The sequence below is a fragment of the Leucobacter sp. VD1 genome (assembly GCF_037150695.1).
GTDB lineage: Bacteria > Actinomycetota > Actinomycetes > Actinomycetales > Microbacteriaceae > Leucobacter.
Genome location: NZ_JBBCPO010000003.1, coordinates 224,831 through 248,101, shown reverse-complemented (window position 1 = coordinate 248,101; position 23,271 = coordinate 224,831). Strand labels below are relative to the sequence as shown.

The window sequence follows — 23,271 nt, the reverse complement described above, 5'->3', positions numbered from 1 at the left end:
GGTCCCGGCCGATGCATCCAGGCTACGGGGTGATTGCGGATCGCGGGGGCCTGTTCGATCTGGGCGTAATGGGGCGGCTGGCACCCGGCTTCGACTTGACGGATCCGTCACACTCCCGGTAACTTATCGAAAAGCGATAATAACGAATATCGATAAAGGAGTGATCGTGACCCTTTCCACAGACCTGCACCGCCCCTCCACCGGAGATCGCGCTGGCCTCTGGGTCTTCGTCGGCGCAGGCGCCATCATCACCGTGGTCACCGCCGTGCTGGCGATCCAACGCATCATCGAGCTGCTCAGCCCGGGCCCCACCCCCGTCGAGGTGCGGTTCGCGGGATTGCCCATCGAACTCCCGGCTGGCACCGGCCAACTGCCCGCGCAACTCCAGACCGCAACGATCAGCGTTGACGAGATGCCCCTCGCATCTCTCATCGCCGGCGTCACCGAGCCCGTACTCACCACGCTCGTCACCGCAACGGTCGCCGCCTGCCTGATCGCGCTCGCCATCTCGGTACTGCGGGGCCGCATCTTCAGCCGACGCAACACCCGCCTGGTCAGCGTCGCGGGGATCGTCGGCCTGGTCGGCTCCGCGGCCGCGGCACTCTGCCGCACCATGCTCGCGAACGGCGCACTCGCGTGGGCATCCGATCGGCAGCTCGACAACACCGTATTCAGCTTCGCCCCGGGCCCCTACCTGCTCGCGACCTTCGTAATCGCACTGGTGAGCACGGTCTTCGTGGTGGGCGAACGCCTGCAGCGCGACGCCGAGGGGCTGGTGTGAGCCCCGCCGAGCCCGAAGAGGGCCACACGATCCACTGCCGCCTCGACGAACTGCTCGCCGCACGCAACCTGACCCTCACCGAACTCAGCGAGCGAGTGGGGGTCAGCCTCGTCAATCTGTCGGTGCTCAAGAACGATCGGGCTCGCGCGATCCGCTTCTCGACACTCACCGCAATCTGCCGGGCACTCGACTGCGAGGTGGGCGAGCTGCTCGTGATCGACCGGCAGCCGCAGGCCTGATCGAGCGGCTGCGCGATCCAGCGCAGCATGCGCGGACCTCGGGGTCGCCAAGCGCATCGTCACCTCACCGACACCCGCGTACACTACCCTGTCCGCATGTCCACGCACCTCGGAGCACTGGCCGCTGAGGCCGCAAGCTCAACCCTCGCGCGCATCCGCGCGTACGCCCCCGCGCTCGGCCCGAGCGAGGGGGCGGTCGCGCGTGCAGTGCTCGAACACTCGGCCGAGGTGCCACAGTGGTCGACGCAGCAGCTCGCCGCGGCCGCAGGCACCTCAGCAGCCACCGTAGTCCGGGCCTGCCAGCGACTGGGCTTCACGGGTTTCCAGCACCTGCGCCTCGAACTCGCACGTGACGAAGCGCCCTCGGAGGCCATGCCCGGCGACAGTGTCGACCGGGTGTTCGAGCGCGCCAGAGAGGCCCTGCTGCTCGGGAGGGACACGATCGACCGCCTCGCGCTCGCCGAAGCGGCCGCGGCCGTCGCCGCCGCCGGGCGCGTGTGCTTCACCGCCAACGGCTTCTCGGCACCGCCACTGCAGGACGCGGCCATGCGCTTTGCCACGATCGGGCGGCCGGTGGAGGCCCCGCTCGATATTCTCGCCCAGCAGTTCGCGGCGCACACCCTGGGGCCCGGCGACGTCTGCCTGGCACTCAGCCACTCCGGGGCAAACGCCCACACGCTCGCCGCCTGCCGGGCCGCGAAGCAGCGGGGTGCGACCGTCATCGCACTGTGCAGCTACCCGCGTGCGCCGATTCCAGAACTCGCCGACGTGGTCGTCTCCACGGGTGCCGCAGGATCGCAGCACACTATCGACCCCTTCTTCGTGCGCCTCACCCACGCCGTGCTGCTGCACGCACTGGTGACCGCAGTCTCAGGCTGCCTCGGAGCTACCGAGGCCTTCGACGCCCTCGACATGCGCTCGGTCGTCGCGCACGCCCTCACCGACTCTGAGGCCTAGCGCGGCACCGGCCGGCGCGTTCCCGACTCTTCGCGCGCGGTTCCCTCCCCGTTCATCCTCCGGTCACTCGGCCCCTCGATAGTGGTGATGTAACACGTTCCAGAAATTCTGGAACGAAGCGGAATCACCGCCGCATCATCCGAGGAGTCCCGTGTTCGAATTCCCGCTCGACGGCAGCTACAACGCCCGCGCCATCGGAGCCAAGCATGCACCGTGGCTCGTACGGGCGGCCGCGCTCGACGAGCTCACCGCCGACGGCGAGCGCGCCCTGCGCGACCGGGGCGTCGACCTCGTAATCGACCTGCGCGAACCCTCCGAGCGCAGCAAGCGCCGCCACTCCCTCACTGTGCAATCACTCCCCCTCTACGGCAAGCGCCCGCCGACGAGTGGCACGATCGAGTCGGTCTACACCGGCCTCGTGCGGGATCGCGGCCCGCAGCTCGCCGCGGCCGTGATCGCGATCGCCGAGCACCCCGGCACCGCCGTCGTGCACTGCACCGCTGGCAAAGACCGCACCGGCCTCGTCGTCGCACTCGCCAGGCTGGCCGCGGGCGAGCCGCGCTGCGACGTGCTCGACGACTACGCACGCTCGGGGTCGACGGTGCGCCCGGCCCGACGCGAACTCGTTGCCCAGCAGCTCGACGCGCTCGACCTCGCCGCGACCGCGCGGGCTGATGCCGAACGTCTGCACCTCGACAGCCCCGCGGAAGCCCTGCTCGTCGCCCTCGACCTCGTCGATCAGCTGGGCGGCGCGCACTCGTATCTGCTGCGGCACGGTGCCCGAACCGAACACTTCTCCGCACTCGCCCGCCGGGTGCCCACGGCCGAACCGACTTCGCCCGTCGCTGCACCCGCTTCGCCCGCCGCCGATCCCGAGCCGGTCCGATGAGCTCGGCGACCGGGCGCTTCACCGTGCTGCACATCAGCGACGTGCACGCCACCGAGGAGGGGCTGCTCTACGGCACTGTCGACGGCGTCGGCCGTCTCGAACGCGTGGGCGAGTACGCGCGCTCGGTCGGCATGACGCCTGAGGCCATCATCATCACGGGCGACCTCGCGCAGCGAGGCCACCCGGGAGCGTATCCCGCCGTCGCGCGTGCCTGCGACCGACTGGCCAAGATCGTGGGCGCCCCCGTCTTCACCGTGCTCGGTAACCACGACGATCCGACCGCCGCCACCGTGCTGCCCCGCCACCGCCACGGCCACGTCGGCGTCGAGCACGTCGAGGGATACCGCATCGTGCGCCTCGACTCGAGCACCGGCTCGCTCGGTGCCGAACAGCTGGCCTGGCTCGCCGAGACCCTCCGCGAGCCGTCCGAATCCGGCAGCATCGTCGCGCTGCACCACGCACCCGTCGAGTCGCCGCTCCCGTCGCTCAGCACGCAGGGCCTCGCAGACGCACACGAACTGCTGAGCGTGCTCGAAGGCTCCGACACCCGCGCAATCCTCGCCGGCCACTTCCATCACTCGCTCACGGCCTCGCTCGGCGGTATCCCCGTGTTTGTCGGCCCCTCGCTCGCCTACCACCAGGTGATGGACGCGGGCCCCGACACCGTCGCCGGGCACGACGCCCCCATGTTCTCGCTCGTGCAGTTCACCGCCCTCGGCGTAAGCGCCGCCGCAATCGGCCTGCACTCGCCGCCACCCATCTTCTCCCGACCCCTCACGCACCGCGCAGTACCCCTAGAGAAACTAGAGAAAGCAGATCATGTCCCGTAACCGTTCGCTCGGCGCCGTCGCGGCGCTCTCCCTCTCGGCGTTCGCACTCACCGCATGCGCGGCACCCTCCGCCGACGCGTCAAATGCCCCTCAGGCCGAGCCCGCGAGCCTTACCCTCTACACCTCGGAGCCGCAGGAGAAGATCGACGCGCTCATCGCTGCCTTCACCGAGCAACACCCCGAGATCGACGTCGAGGTGTTCCGCGCCGGCACCGGCGACCTCACCGCCCGAATCGCCGCCGAGGAGAAGGCCGGCGACATCGGCGCCGACCTGCTGCTCGCCGCCGATGCCCCCACCTTCGAGGACTACGCCGAGCGCGATCTGCTGCTCGAGTACGAGTCGCCCGAGGCCGCAAGCATCAAGCAGGATCTCATCGACCCCGAGCACTTCTACGTGGGCACGCGCCTGCTGCCGACGGTGATCGCGATCAACACGAACACGATCACCGACGCGCCGAGCTCGTGGCACGATCTCACCGACCCCGCCTACGCAGGCAAGATCGCCATGCCCAACCCCGATGTGTCCGGCGCAGCGGCCTACAACGCCGCCGTCTGGCTCGACGAGCCGAAGCTCGGGCTGAGCTGGCTCGAGGGTCTCGCCGCGAACCAGCCGCTGATTGCCGAGAGCAACGGCCCGGTGTCGCAGGCGGTCGCCGAGGGCAGCAGCCCCGTCGGCATCGTCGTTGACTCGCTCGTGCGCGATCTCGCCGCGGCCGGTTCGCCGATCGAGGCGGTCTACCCCGAGGAGGGCGTGCCCTTCGTGTCGCAGCCGGTCGGCATCTTCGCCGACACCGAGCAGCCGGAGGCCGCAAAACTGCTGGTCGATTTCCTGATCAGCAAGCAGGGCCAGGAGATCGCCGTCACCCAGTCCTACCTGCCGATCCGCGAGGACGTGCAGAGCCCGAAGGGCGCTCCGGAGATCTCGGACATTGTGCTGCTGACCCCCGAGCTGGAGAAGATCCGCGCCACCCAGGCATCCGCGGTCGAGACCTTCAATGGCCTCTTCCAGTAACGTGCTCGTGCCCGCGGGGCCGGTCGTCACCGGCCGGCCCCGCGGGCGCACCGCGCGCCTCGACGGCCTCGGCGCCGTTCGCGGCGCGTTGTGGATCGCGGTCGGCGCGCTCGTGGTGCTGCCGATCGCGGCCATTGTGGCGATCGCCGCGACGGGCGGCGGCTGGTCTCAGCTCGCCGACCCCGCGGTGCTCGAGGCGACGGTCAACTCGCTCGTCTCGGCCGCGCTGTCGGGGGCGCTCGCCGTGGTCGTCGGCACCGCCCTCGCGCTGCTGCTCGAACGCACCGATCTGCCGGGCCGTCGTGCGCTGCGCCTGCTCGCACTGAGCCCGTTGCTCATGCCGCCGTTCGTGGGCGCGATCGCGTGGCTGAGTCTGCTCGGGCCGAGCTCGCCCGTCAACTCGTGGTGGTCGGCCCGCTTCGGCGCACCGCTCTGGAATCTGTATGGCGGCGACGGCGTCGTCTTCCTCCTCACCCTGCACGGCTTCCCCGTCGCAATGATGATCGTCACCGCGGCGCTACGGCGTGTGCCGGCCGACCTCGAACAGGCGGCACGGATCGCCGGTTCCTCTGCCGGCCGCGCGATGATGGTGGTGACGCTGCCGCTGCTGCGCCCCGCCATGCTGTCATCGTTCACGCTCATTGCCGTCTCGAACCTCGCCGATTTCGGTATCCCTTCGATCATCGGCCTGCCCGAGCGCTATGTCACGCTGTCGACGCTCGTCTACCGCTATCTCCAGTCGGGCACGGTCGAGGATCCCCTCTCGGTGGTCGCGGCGATCGGCTTCGTGCTGCTGGTGATCGCACTGCTCGGCGCGGTGGTGGACCTGCTCCGTTCTCGCACCCGCGTCGAACTCGATGGGCAGGCCGCGGCACCGGATCGGCTACCGCTCGGCCGAGCGCGCGTGCCTGCCGGGGTCGTGACGGCCGTCATCGTGCTTGCGGTGACCGTGCTGCCCCTCGTCACGCTGACCGCCCAGTCGCTGCTGCCCGCGCCCGGGGTGCCGTTCACCCTCGAAAACCTCACGCTCGCGAGCTTTGAGCGCGCGCTGACGGCGTCAGGCACGCTCACCGGCATCGGCAACTCGGTGATGCTCGCCGTCTCCGCGGCCGTGATCTGTGGTCTGCTGGGGCTCGCGATCGGCACGCTCGTCACCCGCACGCGCGCCCGCGATAACGCCGGACTACTGGGGCTCGCACTGCTGCCGCAAGCGATCCCGGGCCTCGTGATCGCGGTGGCCTGGCTGGTGATCGCCCCGAGCATCGGGCTCTACAACACACCGTGGATCATCCTCTGCGCCTACCTCACCTCGTTCCTCGCGCTCGTCGTGCAGTCGGTGAGCGCTCCGCTCGCGGCGACCCCGGCCACCGCCGAGGAAGCCGCGCGGGTGGCGGGTGCCTCACGCCTGCGGGCGCTGTGGGACATCTCGTGCCGCATGGCCGTACCCGCCGCACTGTCGGGGGCGGTGCTCGTCGCACTCACCGCGGTGCGCGAGCTCACCCTGTCGGTGCTGCTGCTCTCCCCCGGTTCGCAGACCCTGGGCGTGGTCATTTTCAATCTGCAGCAGGCCGGTGCCTACAACGCTTCTTCTGCACTCTCTCTCATCGTCGCGCTCGTCGGTCTCGCCGGTCTCGGTCTCACCGCGCGCAGCTCCCGTTAGGAACCCCCATGTCTTCGGTCTCCCTCACTTCCGTCAGCCTCGCCTACCCGGGCGGCCATCTCGGTCTCGCCGACATCGATCTGCGGGTCGGCGACGGCGAGTTCGTGGCGCTCATCGGCCCCTCGGGCTCGGGCAAGACGACACTGCTGCGCACCATTGCAGGATTCGTGCGGCCCACAGCAGGATCGGTGCGGATCGGCGACGCCGTCGTGGCCGACGCCGACCGCTGCGTGGAGCCCGAGCGCCGCGGCCTCGGCATGGTGTTCCAGCAGCACGCGGTCTGGCCACACTGGAGCGTGGGCCGCAACATCGACTACCCGCTCAGACGCGCCGGGGTGGCCCGTGCCGAGCGGGTGCGCCGCGTCTCGGAAGCGCTCGAGCTCGTCGGCCTCGCCGGCGCCGAGCGCCGCAACCCGGCGACGCTGTCGGGCGGTCAACGGCAGCGCGTCGCGATCGCCCGCGCCATCGTCGCGCGCCCGCGCGTACTGCTCCTCGATGAGGCACTGTCGGCGCTTGACGAGCCGCTGCGCGACCGGCTGCGGCTCGAGCTGCGGCAACTGACCCGGCAGCTGGGGCTCACGGTGCTGCACGTGACCCACGACCGCAGCGAGGCACTGGCGCTGGCTGACCGCGTTGTGGTGCTCGACGGCGGCCGTGTCCAGCAGCAGGGCACCCCGGCCGAGCTGCTACGGAGCCCCGCCTCGGCCTTCGTGGCGGGCTTCATCGCCGATGCAACCGTCATCGCCGGCGGGCTCGACGGGAGCGGATTCCGCGCAGACGGGCTGCCTCTCCATGTCTCATCTGGGCGGATCGCGGTCGGACCCGGAGCCGCGCCGCCCGCCGCCGAGGCCGCATCCAGCGCCGCGCCGGGGAGCACCGTCGAGCTGGCGGTGCTGCCCGAGCATGTGCGCGTCGTCCCGGATGCGGACGGGCCCGCCGTCGTGGTCTCCTCGCTCTTCGGCCGTGACGGCGACGACCTCGTCGTCGACTGGAGCGGGCTGCGGCTGCGCAGCCGCGAACACGGGGTGCGCTGCGCCGCCGGCACGCGCGTGCGCATCGAAATCGAACGCGCGATCGCCTACGCCGCGGCTCCCGCCGGGCATCGAGCGGTCGGAGCGCGGTCGGCCGGGTCTCGGCAACAGCCGGTCCAGGGGCGCCGCGGGTCCGCATCCGAAGCGGCTCAGCCGGTACCGCCTATGGTGAATGCATGACCCCGTTGACCGCAAACGCCATCGCCCTGGTGCGACACGGCGAAACCGACTGGAACCTGGCGCGCCGCATCCAGGGACGCACCGAGGTGCCGCTCAACACGACGGGGCGCGCCCAGGCTGCCGCGGCGGCGGCCCGCCTCGCCGAACTCGCTGACGAAGGCGGCGCCCCCTGGCGTGGCCTGCTCAGTTCGCCCCTCGGGCGCGCGATCGAGACGGCCGAGATCATCGCGACAGCGCTCGGACTCCCCCAGGCACGCACCGACGCTGCGCTCTGGGAACGCGACTTCGGCCCGGCCGAGGGCCTGCTCGTGAGCGATGCGCACGAGCGCTGGCCGGGGCTCGATATCCCGGGCGCCGAGCCCAACGACTTGCTCGCCGAGCGGGCCGCTGGCGCCTTACTCGGCATCCTCGACCGCGCACCGGGCACCATCGTAGTCGCGCACGGCGCGCTGCTGCGAGCGGGGCTGGCCCGCCTCGGGGACTCGGCAGTGCCGCGCATCCTGAACGGCGATATCTGGTTGCTCAGCCGCGATCAGCTCGGCGATGCTTCGGTCGACGATCCCTCGGCACACCGGGCCGCACCACACGCAGGGCGCGCGCTGCGCGTCGCCCGAGCAACTGAGACGGCTACGCCTCTCCGCGGTTGAGCGCCCACGAGGCAACTTCGAAGGCGCGCACCGTCCAGAACAGCTTCTCGGCATCCTGCGGTGTGGGCCAGCTTGACACCTTTACCGCAACGACACCCGTGACCCTGTTCATGTAGATCATCTGGCCGTGGATGCCGAGCGCCAGCATCACATCGCCGCTCTCGCCGGGGAACCAGAACCCGTTGCGGTACATCCCACCGCGCATGTAGGTCGCATCGTCTGAGCTGGCGAACGCCGCCCGCGAATCGGGCCCGCCCGCGAAGGTGTCCTCCACCCACCACTCGGGCAGCACCGCCACGCCGTCGAGGGCGTACCCCTGGTTGACGTAGAGGTTGCCGAAGCGCGCGAGATCCCGCATCGCAGCAGACACGCCCCCGTCGAACATGCCGCCACCCACGCTGTCGATGCCGACGTGCGCGTCGAACTCAGCGCCCATCGGCTGCCACAGCCGTTCCGACATCACATCGCCCGCGTGTCTGCCCGCCGCGCCTTGGATCACGAAGCCCAGGGCATCGGTTTCACACGATTTGTAGTCGAACGATCCGCCGTGCGGCTTCTCCTGCCTCAGCGTCGCCAGGAATCCGAGCAGCGAATCGGGCACCTCCGGGTGCTTCTTCGGGGCCCAGCCGATCGCCTCCTCGAGCAGCCGCACCTCGGCATCCTCGTTGAGATATTCCTCTGAGAAATGCACCCCGGTGCGCATGTCGACGAGGTGGCGCACGAGCGCCCCGTCATACCCGGAGCCCGCAAGCTGCGGCACGTAGTCGGTCACTGCGGCGTCGAGGTGCAGCTCTCCGCTCGCCGCGAGCAGCCCCGCTGTCGTCGCCGTGAGCGACTTCGACACCGACATCAGCAGGTGCATGACCGCCGGCCCCAGTGTGCCCAGGTACTGCTCACCCACGATCGCGCCGCGGTGGGTGATCATCCACCCGTCGGTGTACGTGGCCGCCATCACCTCGGCGAAGCTCGCGCTGCGATCTTCCCAGGGGTGCGGCACGGTGAGGGCACCGAGATCCGCCGGGCGAAGCGCGAACTCGGTGGCTCGCACCCCCCGGCGGATCGGGTGCACTGGCAGGAAGGACTGGATGTTCTGCATCGACCACTGCAAGTACGGCGCGAACTGCCACTGATCGAGCGGGGGGACGACCTCGATGACGCCCGTGCTCGGGCCGTTCAGGCCGTATCCGGTCTCAGCATTCATCTGTTCAGTATTCCACGCAGCTCACTTGCCCTTGGCTGGTGCCGGCTTCGGCGCGGGCTCCTCCCCCTCGACCACTGTGGTGCGGTACATGCCGCGGATCGCATCGATGAGGTACTTCGCGTGCAGCGTGAGACCACCATGGCTCGCCTCGAGGTGCGCTTTCGTTACCAGGATGCCCAGATCGGCGCCCTTCCAGCGGTAGTCGCCCTCCTGGTAAATGCGCAGGTAGAACGCATCGGACTCGTTGCCCAGCAGGTGCCAGTCGTAGTCGTGATGCGTATAGACGAGGTTGCCGAAGTGGTCGAGCGAATAGCGCCCGGTGCGCGGCGCCGCGTCGATGCGCTCGACAGTATGGCTCGTGTGCTTGATCACCATGTGGCTCCACTCGTCTTCAGAGGCAAGATCTTCCCAGCGCTGATTGATCTCTTCGACGTCGATCTCGAAGTCGACACCCGAGTATTCGAGCAGGTGAAAGGCGAACAGCGGCACATCGGCGTAGGCCCCGGCGGTGACATTCGTGATCGCCGAAGCACCGCTGATGCGCGGGTTCAACTCGCCGAGATAGACGTCGCCGGTATCGGTGTCGAGCAGCACATCGACCTCGAAGAAGCCGCGGTAGCCCTCTTTGCCGAGACGGTCGCCAAGTCTGCGCACGAGCGCGATCGCGGCATGGCGGCTCTCATCGTCGAGCACCGTCGGAAACATCTCATTGCCGGCCCAGCCGCCGCGGTATGGCGTGAGGTCGGCGTGCCCCGTGATCTCGGTCATGCACGGCCCCACCACGGTGCCTTGCCTGGTCAGCACCGCTTCGATGGCGATCGGACGGTTGTTGATCCGCTTCATCACCTTGATCTCAACATTGGTGATGTCGTCGGCGATGGCCGCGAACTCGGCCTCGCTCGTCACGAAGTAGGTGGTCTTGCCAGAGTCGCCGTAAGCGGTCTGGATCACGAGATCCTGGCCCAATCCGGCGCGCTCGGCGACGGCCACCAGCTCATCCCAGTCGCGCACCGTGGTGAGCACATTGGGCACGCTGGGCACACCAACCGAATCGGCGATCTGGGTGGTGACGATCTTCGAGTCGAGACGCTCGCGCAGTTCGCTGCTCGGCAGAATCAGCTCGTAGTCGAGCTCTTCGCAGATGCGCTCGGTCTCCTCATCGAAGAACACCATCACCACCTGCGGCCGCACACCGGGCGGGGTGCGGCGCTCGATGTGGGCGCGCACCTCATGGTTGCTGAGCAACCAGTTGTTGATCTGCTCGCCGCTTTCAAACTCGACATACGGCTTCTCGGTCGGCGTGAACACCCGCGGATGGTTGCCATCCCAGCTGTCGTAGTAGGTGATGAACGAGAAGCCTCGCACCCAGCGGTCGAGCCCGAGCAGATTGAATGCGGTGGCCCCCACGAAGAACACGGGGGTGTCGCTCGTGCGCAGATAGTGGCGAATCTCAGAGATGTTCTTGAGTTTCGTGAACCCGCTGCGCCCGATGGTGACTGGGCCAGTAACAGGGGCTTTCCGAGGCCGTTTGCGCAGCGCAACGGGCTTCTTCACGGCGGGTGATTCGGAGGTGGCGGATCCGCCCCCAGCCGCTGCCTTCGCCGCCGCACGCGGCTTCGCAGCAGCGCGGGGCTTTGCAGCTGCCGCAGGTGTTGCAGCCGCATTCGAGACAGCGCTCTTGGCCGCCGACTTCGACGTGCGGGGCTTCACGGTTCTCGGCTTCGTTGCCCGAGATTTCTTCACCGCAGACGCTGCAGCTACTGCCGCGCCTTCATCACCTGAGGTGCTCACCACAGGGGTGTTTTCGGGTAGGGGGGAAGCAGTCTGACGCGCCATTGCGTTTCCTTCCGTTGAATACGGTAGAGGAATGCTGACACACCAGCGGCAGAATTCCAAAACGAGACCAACGGGGCTCAACGGCGTGCCCGCTCACACCCGCCGAACGGCTACTGCAGTGCTGAGGTGAGACGGGCCAGACCGTCGAGCAGCTGGGACGGCAACGACTGCTGCTGCCATTCCTCCAGTGTCAATTCACGAGCGTTCTCGCGGTAGTAGGCGTTGACTCCGTCGAGATCTTGCACGAAGGCCGCGCCGTGCACCACCATCGAGATCTCCATATTCAAGCCGAATGACCGCTGATCCATGTTCGACGAGCCCACCACGGCAACATCGTCGTCGATCGTGAAGTGCTTCGAGTGCAGAATGTAGGGCGGCCGGAACATCCAGATCCGCACCCCAGCCCGCAGCAGCTCCTCATAGTACGAGCGCTGCGCGTGATACACCACTGCCTGATCACCGATCTCAGACACGAAGAGTTCGACCTCCACACCGCGCGCCGTCGCCGCACGCACCGCGTTCATGATCGACCCCTCAGGCACGAAATACGGGCTCGTAATGCTGATACGCCGCTGAGCCGCGTACAGCAGGGAGACGAACACCTGCAGGTTGTTCTCGGCACCGTAGCCGGGCCCGCTGGGCACGATCTGGCAGTCGAGTCGACCCGGCCGATCGACCTCGAGCTCCCCCTCCGCGATATTCGTGAGGTACTCACCGGTCTCGATGTACCAGTCGCCTTGGAACACCGCCTCCAGGCCCAGCACGATCGGCCCCTCGACACGCACCATCAGGTCTTTCCAGTGCAGCCCGCGGCGACGATTCGCACGCTTGTTGTAGCTCGAATCGACAAGATTCTGCGAGCCCATGAAACCGACCTTGCCATCGACCACGAGAAGCTTGCGGTGATTGCGCAGATCCGGCCGCTGGTATTCGCCCCGCCATGGCCGCACCGGCAGCAGGTAATCCCACTCCGCACCCATCTCGGTGAGGCTCCGCCGCGTGCGCTTCGCACCGGGATTGCGCACAGCAGAGATGTGGTCGAGCAGCACACGCACCTTGACCCCCCGCGCGATCGCCTCGCGCATCGCGGCGAAGACATCATCGGTGGTGCGGTCATGCACGAGGATGTAGAACTCGATGTGCACGTATTCCTCGGCCTGGCGGATCGCCTCTGCCATACGCGCGAGCGATTCCTCGTAGTCGATGCAGAGCGAGGCCGAGTTGCCGAGCAGCATCGGCTGAGCGCCGAGCGAACGACCCAGCTTCACAGCGTTGTCGACCCCGGGCGGCAGCTGGGACTCGGGGGTCACCAGGCCGTTATCTTCACGGCGCGACACCTCTGCAACGAACTCGTTGACGGCCTCCTGCATCAGCTCGCGCTTCTTCGGTAGGCGCTTACTGCCGATGATGAGGAAGAGCAGCAACCCGGGCACCGGCAGCAGGAAGATCGCGAGCAGCCAGGCCATACCGGAAGTGGGCCGGCGGTTGCGCGGCACCACGAAGAGCGCCACGATCCTGATGACGTTGTCAACGATCAGCGCTGTCAGTGTCCACAGGTACGGCCAATTGAATCCGAACCAGCTCAGATCCATGCCCGCCTGCCTCCCTGAACCCCCGATGAGCGACTCTCACGCGTGTGAGAACACTCTATCGAGGCAGCAGTCAGGATTCGTCGCGCAGCGGAAGGCCCGCTTTGGCGCGCTCCTCGTTCTCAATCTGCTGGTATACCCGGCGCTCCGTGCGATCCGCGCGCAAAATGAGGCGCAGCACCATCCAGAAAAACAGACCGATGAGCACGGTCGGGATCAGCGACCAGATCGCGTTCATCCACCAGTTATCCATGACCCCCAGCGTACCGGCCCTCTCCCGGGCAAATCCTGGGACCGCCACGAGCGTTCCCGTGGCGGCGCAAGCGGAGGGTCTACTTCACGAGCGGGAAGAGAATCGTCTCGCGAATCCCGAGGCCCGTGAGCGCCATGAGCAGACGATCCATACCCATGCCCATGCCACCCGAAGGCGGCATGCCGTGCTCGAGAGCGCGCAGGAAGTCCTCGTCAACGCTCATCGCCTCGTCATCGCCGCGAGCAGCCTCCGCCGCCTGCTGCACGAAACGCTCGCGCTGCACCACAGGATCGACAAGCTCCGAGTAGCCCGTGGCCAACTCGAAGCCGCGCACGTAGAGATCCCACTTCTCGACAACGCCGGGGATGGATCGGTGGTGACGCGTGAGCGGGCTCGTCTCGACAGGGAAGTCCATGACGAAAGTGGGGCGGGTGAGCCCGCCTTTCACGAAGTGCTCCCAAAGCTCCTCGACGAGCTTGCCGTGGTTGGGCAAACGCACCTCGACACCTTCGGCCTCGGCAATCGACAGCAACTCTGCGACGGAGGTCTCAGGGGTGATCTCGCGACCCGCGGCCTCGGACAGCGTGCCGTACATCGAGATGCGGTCCCAGTCGCCGCCGAGATCGAAAAGCGTGCCGTCAGCCCAGCGCACCACGTGGGTGCCCTCACGCTCAGTGCCCTCGTTCACCGCGAGTGCGGCGTTCTGAATGAGCTGCTGCGTGAGATCGGCGATGCCGTTGTAGTCGGTGTAGGCCTGGTACGACTCGAGCATCGCGAACTCGGGGCTGTGCGTTGAATCTGCGCCCTCGTTGCGGAAGTTGCGGTTGATCTCGAAGACGCGGTCGAGGCCGCCTACCACTGCGCGCTTGAGGTAGAGCTCGGGGGCGATGCGCAGGAAGAGCTCGGTGTCGAAGGCATTCGAGTGCGTGACGAACGGCCGTGCGGAAGCGCCGCCGTGCATGGTCTGCAGCATCGGCGTCTCGACCTCGATGAAGCCGCGCTCGGCAAAGGTCTGGCGCAGGCTCGCCATGGTGCGAGCACGGGTGACCACATTGATGCGGGCCTGCTCGCGCTGAATGAGGTCGAGGTAGCGCTGGCGCACGCGTGACTCTTCATTGAGCTCTGCGTACATATTGGGCAGCGGGGCGAGAGCCTTCGCGGCGACCCGCCACTCGCGCACCATGATCGACAGCTCACCGCGGCGGCTCGAAATCACCTCACCGCTCACGAAGAGGTGATCGCCCAGGTCGACGAGCTCCTTATAGGCGGCGAGTGATTCTTCGCCCACCTCGGCGAGACTCACCATCGCCTGGATACGGGTGCCGTCGCCGGCCTGCAGCGAAGCAAAGCACAGCTTGCCCGTGTTGCGCTGGAACACGACTCGACCCGCAATGCCGACCGTCTCGCCCGAGGCGCTGTCAGGGTTCGCCTCAAGGTGGCCCCACTTCGCACGCACCTCTGGGATCGTTGCCGTGACGGGCACCTCAACGGGGTAGGCACCCCCGCCAAGATCGGCACCGTCATTCAGGCGGTCCCGCTTCTCCAGGCGCACGCGCTTCTGCTCGAAGAGGTCTTCCTCGGTTTCAACGTGCGCGGGGGCTGCGGGCTGCTCGCTCATGGGCGGATCCTCCGTGGTCAGGGCTCGAAGCGCACCGGACACTGGGGTTCCGGCTCACCGAACCATCCTACCCGCCCGCCGCGATCCGCCGGCCCTGACAGGAACGGCTCGGGCGGGGTCGGCGCCAGGGGGGCGCCGGGCCGCCGGGCCACGTTCCGACATGCCAACTTGCGCTGGTTTGCGCTGACGGGGTCAGCGCTGAGCGCGAAGGGCCGTGGAGCCGTGGTGCCGCGCAGCGAAGCAGCTGCGGGTGGCTCAGGGAGTAGCCTCCGGGCCCGGCTCGCCCAATGCGTCGCGCAGCTCATCCTCGATCGTGGCCCGCACCACTCCCCCGACCACGCGGTCAGGCTGCTCGACGCCGATGCCGCGAAGCGCATCGACCGCCTGCCGCACCACCGCGCGTGAGAACTCGGCTGCGGCGTCGATCGCCTCTGCGTAGGCCGGTCGATCCTGCTCCTGCACGATCAGAGGTTCAGCCCCCATCTCGACGGCGAGAGCCTGCCCGATGGGCAGCACTGGCGCGGGCGCGGTGACCGCAACCGAGGCCCCGGCGAGCCTTGCGAGGTCAAGGCTCGTGCCTGTGAAAACAACTGCGGGGTGCAGCGCAAGCGGGATCACACCGGCCGCGAGGGCAGGGGCAAACACCCCGTAGCCGTGCTCGGGCGCGGTGTGAATCGCGAGCTGGCCTGGCTGCCACGCCCCTGTGGCGGTGAGCCCGCTGACGAGGTCGGGGAGTTCGGACCCCGGGATCGCGAACAGCACAAGCTCTGAACGACGCACCACCTCGGCAACCTCAAGGATCGGCACACCAGGCAGCATAGCCTCGGCCCGCTCACGACTCTGCTCACTGATCGCCGAGATGCCGGTGATCGCGTGACCGGCACCCGCAAGGGCGCGGGCCAGCACGGGACCCACCCGCCCAGCACCCACAAGCCCCACGCCGAGGCGCGACGCCTGCTGTCCCGCGCTCACGGCTGCGGCTCCTGCGGGAGAACGGGTGCAGCATGCTGAGGCGCAACATCAGTCCCGGCCCGCTGCTGCGCCTCAGCGTTCTGCACCCGCAGCACCGTGGCTGCGAGCTCGTCGAAGGTGCGCTGCGCGTCGTGCAGTTCGAGGCCGCGCATCTCCATCCGCACCGGCCCGAGCACGGTGTGCGCCTGCAGCGATGCGAGCCCCAGGAAGCGGTGCAGCAGTGGTCGGCGCAGCTGCACCGACTGGGCGCGCAGCACCGGCATCACCGCGAAGGACCGCGTGAGCGCCCCTCGTCGAACGCGCAGCGTGGCCTCCGACCGGTCGGCGTCGGCGATCCGCACACCCGCTCGCGAGCGCCCCCACAGCAGCACCGCCGCACCGCGCGGCCCCGCCCCGAGATAGCCGTGAGCCTCGCCCGAAAGCCCGTTCCGCAAAGCGGCGATCTCGTCTTCCTCACTGCCCACGCCGGGCAGCAGCGTCTCGATGACCCGCAGCACATCGGGCTCTCGTCCGACAGGCAGCACCACATTCTGCATCGCGTTCTGACCGCCCTGCGCGAGGGAGTGCCCCGCGGTGGTGATGCGCACCTTCCACCAGCCGAAGCCCCGCCACAGAAGCGGTTGGCGAGCCTCGACGGCGTGAATACGCCCGAACGGCACCGTCTCGGTGACCGTCGACGTAAGACCCGCCCCGGTGCGCACCGCGTCACGAGAACGCGAGAGGGTGAAGTTGAAGCCCTTGTTGAACTGCCCGAACATGATGCCCGCCATCACAAGGAGCAGCGGGACGACGCCTAGGATCAGCGCGGGCTCGAGCACTGCTCCGCCCACCACCACGCCCACGAGGACGACCACGGTGATCACGGCCTCCCAGCTGAGCGCAATGCTGCCAACGAGGCGCGCCACCGGCACCCGCACCAGGGTCTGCGCTTCGAGCGCCGCCGGATCGACGTCGAGATCGACGAAATCTTGCGCGCGGGCCGTCAAAGCACTGCTCGGAGCACCGTAGACGAAGCCATCCGGCCCAACCGGAGCGGGGGCCGAGATCGCACCGGGGCCCGCAGTATCGCCGCCCACCGACCCAGCGGACCCTTCGCGCTTCGCCGCGGCGAGCCGCAGGATCTGCTCGCGCACCGTCTTCGCATCACGGTGACTGAGATAGGCCAGCTCAACTTTGCCGCCCTGACCGCCGGTGAGCACTTCAACTTTCGTCAGGCCGAGCACACGTGCGGGAAGCGGGCGCTGGAGATTCACGCTCTGAATCCGGTCGAGGGGAGCGCGCCGGTGCTTGCGGAAGAGCACCCCGCTCTGCTCCTCGACAGCTTCGCCGTTGATGCGATAGGTGTGGAAGCGCCAGGCGATCCACGAAAACAAGACGATCAGCAGAATGACCGCGAGAATGCCGCCGAGTACGAGCAGCAGCAAGCCCTGCTCGAGCAAGTAGTTGCAGAGATCGACAACATCGCCCTCACCGGAGAAGTCGACCTCGACGCCCTCTCGCCCCCGCCACACCTGATCTGCGAAGAACACCTCGACGAAACGATCGCGGAAGTTCGCAACAATGATGCCCGCGATCACAATGAGCACGAGACCGCCTCGCAGCAAGGGCGAGAGCGGGTGCAACCGACGCCACCCCGCCGCGTCGGCAGTGCCAGGAAGAGCGGCCTCCACCGCACCCGCCAGCGCTGCATCGGGCCCTGCGGCCGCGGGGTGATCTGCGGGGCCGGTGTGCCCGGCATCGCCGCTGCCCGAAGGCGGGGCGTCGGCGTCGTGCTGCTCGGTCACAGGCCAGACCTCCTGATCTCGGCGAGCTGCACCAGACGGTCACGCAGCACCTCAGCATCTTCGAGACGCAGACCAGGCAGATTGACGCCCGTCGCCGCCGAAGCGGTGACAAACTTCAGCGTGGCGAGCCCCAGCGCACGCAACAACGGCCCCCGCGTAACGTCAACCATCTGCAAGCGGCCATAGGGAACGGCAATGACCCGCTCGAACATGATGCCGCGACGGAAGAGAAGATCGTCTTCGCGCAGGATGTAGCCGATCGCCTTCACCCGCCGGAACGCCAGCAGCGAGTTGACGAGCAGCACCACGAACAACCCACTCAGCCCGATGATTAGCGGCAGCGGCGTCTCATCGCGCACCACGACGAGCAGCACCACCAGCACGATCAGCACCACTGCATCCAGCAGCAGATTGAGGACCAGATCTGCCACGGCATACTTGGGAGAGACCCGCTGCCATTCGACCTCGCCATTCGGCCACTGCGGTTCGCTGCTGATGCGCTGTTCGTCGTTCACGTCCCCCAGTGTAGAGGCCACCCCCGACACTGCAGGCGCCTCACCTCAACGCTTGCGGAACGCCGCCTGATCGGCTGGCCCGGCACCCGGCGCGGGATCCGCATCATCAAGCTCAGCGTCATCATCACCCGGCGGCACCCGACAGCAATGCTCCGAGAACAGAGCGCTGGCGGTGAGCACCGCGCCCGCAATCAGTGTGAGCAGCATCGGCAGCCAGCTCGCGGTCGGGGCCGGCACGCTGCGCCCGATCAACGAAAGCGCCAGGCCGCCGCCGAAGCCGCCGAGCAGCGAGCCCACCAGCTGCGCGGCCCGGGAGGCCACCAGCAGCCGCACCGCATGGAAGGGGTTCACCGCGCCTGGCCCCTTCTTCAACGCCCGGCGCAGCCTGAGCGCGAACACCAGCAGCACCACCGCCAGCAGCCCCAGGGTCAGCGGCAGCGAAAGCGGCGGCACCAGGGGCGCGTGGCCGCGGTTCGACAGCACGAACTGCACGAGCAGGCCGGCAGCAGCCCCCACAGCGGCCGCGGCCGCCAAAGCCGCAGGGCTCCCCCGCTCAGCCGGTCGCACGCGCAGCCTCAGCATCGTCGTGGGCCAGCGGCTCGGTGAACGGCCGCGTCGTGTCACCCAAGCGGGCCAACAAATCGGCGACCCGACCGTGGCCCATAAGCACGGCACCAGGGTCGAGGTCAAGCCAGGGCGCAAGCACGAAGTCGCGCTCGTGTGCGCGTGGGTGGGGCACGGTAAGGCGGTCATCTGAGACGACCCGCCCGCCGTACAGAATGAGGTCGATGTCGAGAGTGCGGTCACCCCAGCGCTCATCGCGCACCCTGCCGTGTTCGGTTTCGATGCGTTGCAGCAGATCGAGCAGCTCATGCGGTGGCATGGCAGTCTCGGCGATCGCCACACCATTGAGGTAGCGCGGCGCATCAGGATCAGGCCCCTCCACGGTGAGCGCGATGGTCTCTCGCAGCGGTGAGGCCCGCAACTCGCGAATGCCGGGCGCGTGCGCCAGCTCGTGCTGGGCCGCCCTGATCGTCTCCCCACGGTCGCCGAGGTTGGCGCCGAAGGCGAGCAGCACGGGAACAATCTGCGCGATCACGGCCGCACCACCGCCACTGCGACATCGGCGAAGGTCGCCGCGATCGGCGCGTCAGGCTTGTGCACCGTCACCTTCGCACTGCGCACCCCAGCAAAACGGAGGGCGACATCTGCCACCCGTTCGGCAACGGTCTCGATCAGGTCGACAGGGTCACGTTCGACAGCCGCAACGATCGCCTCAGCCAGCTCGCCGTAGTGCACGGTGCGTTCGAGCGCGTCGCCGGAGGCCGCAGCGCGCAGATCGACGGCGACCTCGGCGTCGATGATGAAGCGCTGGCCGTTCTGCCGTTCGAAGTCGAACACGCCGTGGTGCGCGAACACTTCGAGGCCGGTCAGCACGATTCGGTCTGCCGAACCGCCGACCTGATCCGCCCCACGAGCCGAACTCGCCCCGCCCGGAGTTATGGGATCTGCCGTCGATATGCCGTTTCTCGGCGGATCGGCCATATCTTCGGCAGATCCCATATCTTCGGCAGGCCGGGCGCCCTGCCAGGCCCCGGCCACGGCAAGGGCCTGCACGCTGCCGACGACGTCGTGCACACGAACCCCCCAGGCCGAGCCAGCCGCGAGGGCCGTCACCACCGAGGTAGCGAGATCACGGGCGGAAAGATCGGCTTCGAGGCCGGCACCCACCAGGGCTTCGGCGATCATGCGCTTTCGGGAGGCCCCGACGAGCACGGGATAGCCGAGTTCGATGAGGGTATCGAGGTGGGCGAGCAGGGCCCAGCACTGCTGCCCCGTCTTATCGAAGCCGAGACCGGGATCGAGCACGATGAGCGAACTGTCGACACCCGCGGCGATCGCCGCCCGAGCGCGATCGGCAAGCGCATCCCGCACTTCGGCGATCACATCGGCGTAGTCGGAGCGCTGGTGCGCGGGGTCGGGGATGCCGCGCCAGTGACCGATGATGAAGCGTGCCCCGTGCTCGGCGGCAGCCCGGGCCGCGGCATCGAGCATGGCGGGGTCGTGCAGCCCCCCGGAGACATCGTTGATGCTGCGAGCCCCCGCCGCAACAGCAGCCAGGGCCGTCTGGGCGTGAATCGTGTCGATCGAGGTTTCGATGCCCTCGGCGGTGAGGGCACGGATCACCGGCAGCACCCGGCGCTGCTCCTCCTCGACGGGCACGGGCGTGGCGCCTGGGCGGGTCGACTCACCGCCGACATCGACGATACTTGCGCCCTGAGCCGCGAGTGCACGCCCGCGCGCGATCGCAGCCTCGGTGGCGGCGAACTGCCCGCCGTCGCTGAACGAGTCGGGGGTGACGTTGAGCACTCCCATCACCAGGGTGTTCATGAAACGGATCCCCTATCGGCGATCGTGCCTCCGAGCAGGGCCAGCACCTCGCCCCTGGCACCCGCTGCGGCGAGCGTTCCGCTCGAGGCAACGGTGACGGTGACGGCTCCGGTCTGTCGCACGCCGCGATCGGCGACGCAGCCGTGGCTCGCTTCGAGCACCACGAGCACGCCCTCCGGGGCGAGTCCGGCGTTGAGCGCGTCGACGATCTGCTGGCCCAGGCGCTCCTGCACCTGGGGCCGGGCCGCAAGCGTGTCGACCACCTTGGGCAGCGCGCTGAGCCCGACGATGCGGCGGCCAGGCCGGTATGCGATGTGCGCGACGCCGCGGAACGGGAGTAGGTGGTGCTCACAGACTGAGCGCAGTTCGATATCGCGCAGCATCACGAGCTCACCGGTGTGTTCCCCGACAGGAACCGCGTCGGCGAGGTGCTGCACCGGATCTTCGCCAACCCCCGCGAAGAACTCCGCGTAGGCGTCGGCGACGCGCGCAGGGGTGCTCGCGAGCTCAGCGCTATCGGGATCGGATCCGATCGCGCTCAGCAGCTCGCGCACCGCTGCGGCGATGCGTGCACGGTCAACCCGCTCGGACATGTCTAGCGGGAGTCGTCGCGGTCGTCGCCAGCGTCGCGCACACCCAGATTGCGGGGAGGCGTGCTCGTTTCGCCTGGCGCGAGCGGCTCGTCACCGACGCGCTGCTGCGAAGACTCGACGTTGCCCTCGGCGGCATTGCCATCGGCAGCGCCAGCATCGGTGCCGTCATGGCCGCCGGGTGCCGACGTTGCCGTGGTGCCAGAAGGCTGAGCCGAGGCGTCGTCGGCCGGCGCTTCAACGCTCGGGCCGTGGTCACCGGGGTGGCGGTTGTCGGTGCGAACCGAGGCGGGCACCTCGATGGGCGGACGGTTGGACACCGGGCGCTCATCGTTAGAGAGCCAGGTGGGCCGCTCGGGAAGCTTCTTCACGTCACGGAAGATCTCGGCGATCTGGACGTGGTCGAGCGTCTCCTTCTCGAGCAGCTCGCGAGCGAGCGCATCGAGGATGTCGCGGTTGGTGACGAGCACCTCGTAAGCCTCGTTGTGCGCCTGCTCGAGCAGAGCGCGCACCTCGGCGTCGATCGATACGGCCACGCCCTCCGAGTAGTCGCGGGTCTGCCCGAACTCGCCGAGGAACGCACCCGGCTGGGCCTGGCCCAGCTTCACTGGGCCGACCGTGGCCGACATGCCGTAGTCGGTGACCATCTTGCGAGCCGTGCCGGTGGCCTTTTCGATGTCGTTGCCAGCACCCGTGGTGGGGTCGTGGAACACGAGCTCTTCAGCTACGCGCCCGCCCAGTGCGTAGGCGAGCTGGTCTTGCAGCTCGTTGCGAGTCACCGAGTACTTGTCTTCGAGCGGAATGACCATCGTGTAGCCGAGGGCACGGCCCCGGGGCAGGATGGTGATCTTCGTCACAGGATCGGTGTGGTTGAGGCCAGCGGCCACGAGCGCGTGACCGCCCTCGTGGTAGGCGGTGATGAGCTTTTCGCGGTCTTTCATCACTCTGGTGCGACGCTGGGGGCCGGCGATCACACGATCAATGGCCTCGTCGAGCGCGCGGTTGTCGATGAGCTGCGCGTTGGAGCGCGCCGTCAGCAGGGCGGCCTCGTTGAGCACGTTGGCGAGGTCGGCACCCGAGAACCCGGGGGTCTTGCGAGCCACGACCCCGAGATCGACGTTCTTCGAGAGCGGCTTGCCCTTCGCGTGCACCTGCAGAATCTTGAGACGCCCGGGCATATCGGGGGCGTCGACACCGATCTGACGGTCGAAGCGACCGGGGCGCAGCAGCGCAGGGTCGAGCATGTCGGGGCGGTTGGTCGCCGCGATCATGATGACGTTGGTCTTGGGGTCGAAGCCGTCCATCTCGACGAGGAGCTGGTTGAGCGTCTGCTCGCGCTCATCGTGGCCGCCGCCCATGCCCTGGCCGCGGCGCTGGCCGACAGCGTCGATCTCGTCGACGAAGATGATGGCCGGCGCGTTCGCCTTGGCTTCCTTGAAGAGGTCGCGCACACGGCTCGCACCGACGCCCACGAACATCTCGACGAAGTCGGAGCCCGAGATCGAGTAGAACGGCACCCCCGCCTCTCCGGCGACCGCGCGCGCGAGCAGTGTCTTGCCCGTGCCGGGCGGGCCGTACAGCAGCACACCCTTCGGGATGCGCGCACCGACGGCCTGGAACCGCGAAGCATCCTGCAGGAAGTCTTTGATCTCGTGTAGCTCTTCGACGGCCTCGTCGGCGCCTGCGACATCGGCGAAGGTGACCTGCGGCATGTCTTTCGACACGAGCTTGGCCTTGTTCTTGCCGAACTGCATCACCCCACGGCCGCCGCCCTGCATGGATGACAGCATCCACCAGATCAGCAGACCGATGAGCAGCAGCGGCAGCAGGAAGCCGAGCAGCGACCACAACGGGTTGGGCTGCGGCACCTTGTCGTTGAAGCCGCCCTTCAGATCGGCCTGATCGATAGTGTCGATCACGGCCTCGCCGCGCGGCGCCACATAGTAGAAGTAGACCTTGTCGGTGCCGGCCTTCTTGTCGACCTTTTCGAGCGAGAGATTGACTCGCTGGTCGCCGTCGATGATCTCGGCCTGCTTCACCTGGCCGCTCGAGATCATCTCGAGGCCGCGCTCGGTGGTGACCTCGCGGGTGTCACCGCCCGAGAGCAGCGACCACCCGAGCAGCACGATGATCGGTGCAACGATCAGGTACAGCAGCGGGCCTCGGAAGAGCTTGCGGCTCTTCGAGGTGCTCTTCGTCGGGTTCTGTGCCAAGTCGGGGCCTTTCGAGACGGGCGGTGCTGCGGGTGCAACCGTAAGCGTAAGCGTAGCCAATACCCCTGACATCGAACTGCGCT

The 23,271-nt window shown here is 68.1% G+C and carries 22 protein-coding genes; 9 read left to right on the top strand and 13 right to left on the bottom strand.

Going from position 1 to position 23,271, the window contains the following annotated elements:
• Nucleotides 1-166 precede the first annotated feature (166 nt).
• The 9 genes from WFL22_RS10205 (at nucleotide 167) to WFL22_RS10165 (ending at nucleotide 8,226) form a co-directional block, all read left to right on the top strand.
• Nucleotides 167-781, top strand: coding sequence for a hypothetical protein (locus WFL22_RS10205; protein ID WP_336651995.1), 615 nt, complete (start codon nucleotides 167-169; stop codon nucleotides 779-781).
• Nucleotides 778-1,020, top strand: coding sequence for a helix-turn-helix domain-containing protein (locus WFL22_RS10200; protein WP_336651996.1), 243 nt, complete (start codon nucleotides 778-780; stop codon nucleotides 1,018-1,020). The genes WFL22_RS10205 and WFL22_RS10200 overlap by 4 nt, the downstream gene beginning before the upstream one ends.
• Nucleotides 1,021-1,116: 96 nt before the next feature.
• On the top strand, nucleotides 1,117-1,977 hold the full coding sequence (locus WFL22_RS10195; protein ID WP_336651997.1) for a MurR/RpiR family transcriptional regulator: 861 nt from the start codon (nucleotides 1,117-1,119) through the stop codon (nucleotides 1,975-1,977).
• Between the two features lie 151 nt (nucleotides 1,978-2,128).
• Entirely contained in the window at nucleotides 2,129-2,866 is a 738-nt protein-coding gene (locus WFL22_RS10190) for a tyrosine-protein phosphatase (RefSeq protein WP_336651998.1), read from the top strand.
• On the top strand, nucleotides 2,863-3,696 hold the full coding sequence (locus WFL22_RS10185; RefSeq protein WP_336651999.1) for a metallophosphoesterase: 834 nt from the start codon (nucleotides 2,863-2,865) through the stop codon (nucleotides 3,694-3,696). Before WFL22_RS10190 ends, WFL22_RS10185 begins: the two co-directional genes overlap by 4 nt.
• Nucleotides 3,686-4,708, top strand: coding sequence for an ABC transporter substrate-binding protein (locus tag WFL22_RS10180; protein WP_336652000.1), 1,023 nt, complete (start codon nucleotides 3,686-3,688; stop codon nucleotides 4,706-4,708). The genes WFL22_RS10185 and WFL22_RS10180 overlap by 11 nt, the downstream gene beginning before the upstream one ends.
• Entirely contained in the window at nucleotides 4,692-6,368 is a 1,677-nt protein-coding gene (locus tag WFL22_RS10175; RefSeq protein ID WP_336652001.1) for an ABC transporter permease, read from the top strand. Before WFL22_RS10180 ends, WFL22_RS10175 begins: the two co-directional genes overlap by 17 nt.
• 8 nt (nucleotides 6,369-6,376) lie before the next feature.
• On the top strand, nucleotides 6,377-7,579 hold the full coding sequence (locus tag WFL22_RS10170) for an ABC transporter ATP-binding protein (RefSeq protein ID WP_336992678.1): 1,203 nt from the start codon (nucleotides 6,377-6,379) through the stop codon (nucleotides 7,577-7,579).
• Nucleotides 7,576-8,226, top strand: a complete 651-nt coding sequence (locus WFL22_RS10165) for a histidine phosphatase family protein (RefSeq protein ID WP_336652003.1) — start codon at nucleotides 7,576-7,578, stop codon at nucleotides 8,224-8,226. Before WFL22_RS10170 ends, WFL22_RS10165 begins: the two co-directional genes overlap by 4 nt.
• Here the strand turns inward: WFL22_RS10165 and WFL22_RS10160 are convergent.
• From WFL22_RS10160 to ftsH, 13 genes are all read right to left on the bottom strand, one after another.
• Nucleotides 8,207-9,427 (bottom strand): serine hydrolase domain-containing protein, encoded by a 1,221-nt coding sequence (locus tag WFL22_RS10160; RefSeq protein ID WP_336652004.1) that lies wholly within the window; start codon nucleotides 9,425-9,427, stop codon nucleotides 8,207-8,209. The genes WFL22_RS10165 and WFL22_RS10160 overlap by 20 nt on opposite strands.
• Nucleotides 9,428-9,448: 21 nt before the next feature.
• Nucleotides 9,449-11,137 carry a biotin carboxylase gene (locus WFL22_RS10155; RefSeq protein ID WP_336652005.1) on the bottom strand — a complete coding sequence of 563 codons (1,689 nt, stop codon included), beginning with the start codon at nucleotides 11,135-11,137 and terminating at the stop codon, nucleotides 9,449-9,451.
• Nucleotides 11,138-11,373: 236 nt separating this feature from the next.
• On the bottom strand, nucleotides 11,374-12,855 hold the full coding sequence (gene cls / locus WFL22_RS10150) for a cardiolipin synthase (RefSeq protein ID WP_336652006.1): 1,482 nt from the start codon (nucleotides 12,853-12,855) through the stop codon (nucleotides 11,374-11,376).
• A gap of 70 nt (nucleotides 12,856-12,925) precedes the next feature.
• Entirely contained in the window at nucleotides 12,926-13,105 is a 180-nt protein-coding gene (locus WFL22_RS10145) for a hypothetical protein (RefSeq protein ID WP_024355613.1), read from the bottom strand.
• A 79-nt stretch (nucleotides 13,106-13,184) separates the two neighbouring features.
• Nucleotides 13,185-14,723, bottom strand: coding sequence for a lysine--tRNA ligase (gene lysS / locus WFL22_RS10140; protein ID WP_336992676.1), 1,539 nt, complete (start codon nucleotides 14,721-14,723; stop codon nucleotides 13,185-13,187).
• Between the two features lie 255 nt (nucleotides 14,724-14,978).
• Nucleotides 14,979-15,695 (bottom strand): Rossmann-like and DUF2520 domain-containing protein, encoded by a 717-nt coding sequence (locus WFL22_RS10135; RefSeq protein WP_336652008.1) that lies wholly within the window; start codon nucleotides 15,693-15,695, stop codon nucleotides 14,979-14,981.
• Complete coding sequence (locus WFL22_RS10130) at nucleotides 15,692-17,479, bottom strand: PH domain-containing protein (RefSeq protein ID WP_336992674.1); 1,788 nt, start codon at nucleotides 17,477-17,479, stop codon at nucleotides 15,692-15,694. The genes WFL22_RS10135 and WFL22_RS10130 overlap by 4 nt, the downstream gene beginning before the upstream one ends.
• Entirely contained in the window at nucleotides 17,476-17,994 is a 519-nt protein-coding gene (locus tag WFL22_RS10125; RefSeq protein WP_336652010.1) for a PH domain-containing protein, read from the bottom strand. Before WFL22_RS10125 ends, WFL22_RS10130 begins: the two co-directional genes overlap by 4 nt.
• A 45-nt stretch (nucleotides 17,995-18,039) precedes the next feature.
• Nucleotides 18,040-18,561, bottom strand: a complete 522-nt coding sequence (locus WFL22_RS10120) for a DUF3180 family protein (protein ID WP_336652011.1) — start codon at nucleotides 18,559-18,561, stop codon at nucleotides 18,040-18,042.
• Nucleotides 18,548-19,093, bottom strand: coding sequence for a 2-amino-4-hydroxy-6-hydroxymethyldihydropteridine diphosphokinase (gene folK, locus WFL22_RS10115; protein WP_336652012.1), 546 nt, complete (start codon nucleotides 19,091-19,093; stop codon nucleotides 18,548-18,550). The genes WFL22_RS10120 and folK overlap by 14 nt, the downstream gene beginning before the upstream one ends.
• Complete coding sequence (gene folP / locus WFL22_RS10110; protein ID WP_336992672.1) at nucleotides 19,090-20,385, bottom strand: dihydropteroate synthase; 1,296 nt, start codon at nucleotides 20,383-20,385, stop codon at nucleotides 19,090-19,092. The genes folK and folP overlap by 4 nt, the downstream gene beginning before the upstream one ends.
• Nucleotides 20,382-20,978, bottom strand: a complete 597-nt coding sequence (gene folE / locus WFL22_RS10105; RefSeq protein WP_336992670.1) for a GTP cyclohydrolase I — start codon at nucleotides 20,976-20,978, stop codon at nucleotides 20,382-20,384. The genes folP and folE overlap by 4 nt, the downstream gene beginning before the upstream one ends.
• Before the next feature lie 2 nt (nucleotides 20,979-20,980).
• A complete protein-coding gene (ftsH, locus tag WFL22_RS10100) occupies nucleotides 20,981-23,188 on the bottom strand; it encodes an ATP-dependent zinc metalloprotease FtsH (RefSeq protein WP_336992668.1) in 2,208 nt (735 codons plus the stop codon).
• Between the last annotated feature and the right edge of the window lie 83 nt (nucleotides 23,189-23,271).

Bases quoted from the DNA above. Each gene is read 5' to 3' on its own strand.
- WFL22_RS10195 (WP_336651997.1), top strand. From the start codon at position 1,117: ATGTCCACGCACCTCGGAGCACTGGCCGCTGAGGCCGCAAGCTCAACC.
- WFL22_RS10185 (WP_336651999.1), top strand. From the start codon at position 2,863: ATGAGCTCGGCGACCGGGCGCTTCACCGTGCTGCACATCAGCGACGTG.
- WFL22_RS10180 (WP_336652000.1), top strand. From the start codon at position 3,686: ATGTCCCGTAACCGTTCGCTCGGCGCCGTCGCGGCGCTCTCCCTCTCG.
- WFL22_RS10175 (WP_336652001.1), top strand. From the start codon at position 4,692: ATGGCCTCTTCCAGTAACGTGCTCGTGCCCGCGGGGCCGGTCGTCACC.
- WFL22_RS10170 (WP_336992678.1), top strand. From the start codon at position 6,377: ATGTCTTCGGTCTCCCTCACTTCCGTCAGCCTCGCCTACCCGGGCGGC.
- WFL22_RS10165 (WP_336652003.1), top strand. From the start codon at position 7,576: ATGACCCCGTTGACCGCAAACGCCATCGCCCTGGTGCGACACGGCGAA.
- WFL22_RS10160 (WP_336652004.1), bottom strand. From the start codon at position 9,427: ATGAATGCTGAGACCGGATACGGCCTGAACGGCCCGAGCACGGGCGTC.
- cls (WP_336652006.1), bottom strand. From the start codon at position 12,855: ATGGATCTGAGCTGGTTCGGATTCAATTGGCCGTACCTGTGGACACTG.
- WFL22_RS10145 (WP_024355613.1), bottom strand. From the start codon at position 13,105: ATGGATAACTGGTGGATGAACGCGATCTGGTCGCTGATCCCGACCGTG.
- lysS (WP_336992676.1), bottom strand. From the start codon at position 14,723: ATGAGCGAGCAGCCCGCAGCCCCCGCGCACGTTGAAACCGAGGAAGAC.
- folP (WP_336992672.1), bottom strand. From the start codon at position 20,385: ATGAACACCCTGGTGATGGGAGTGCTCAACGTCACCCCCGACTCGTTC.
- folE (WP_336992670.1), bottom strand. From the start codon at position 20,978: ATGTCCGAGCGGGTTGACCGTGCACGCATCGCCGCAGCGGTGCGCGAG.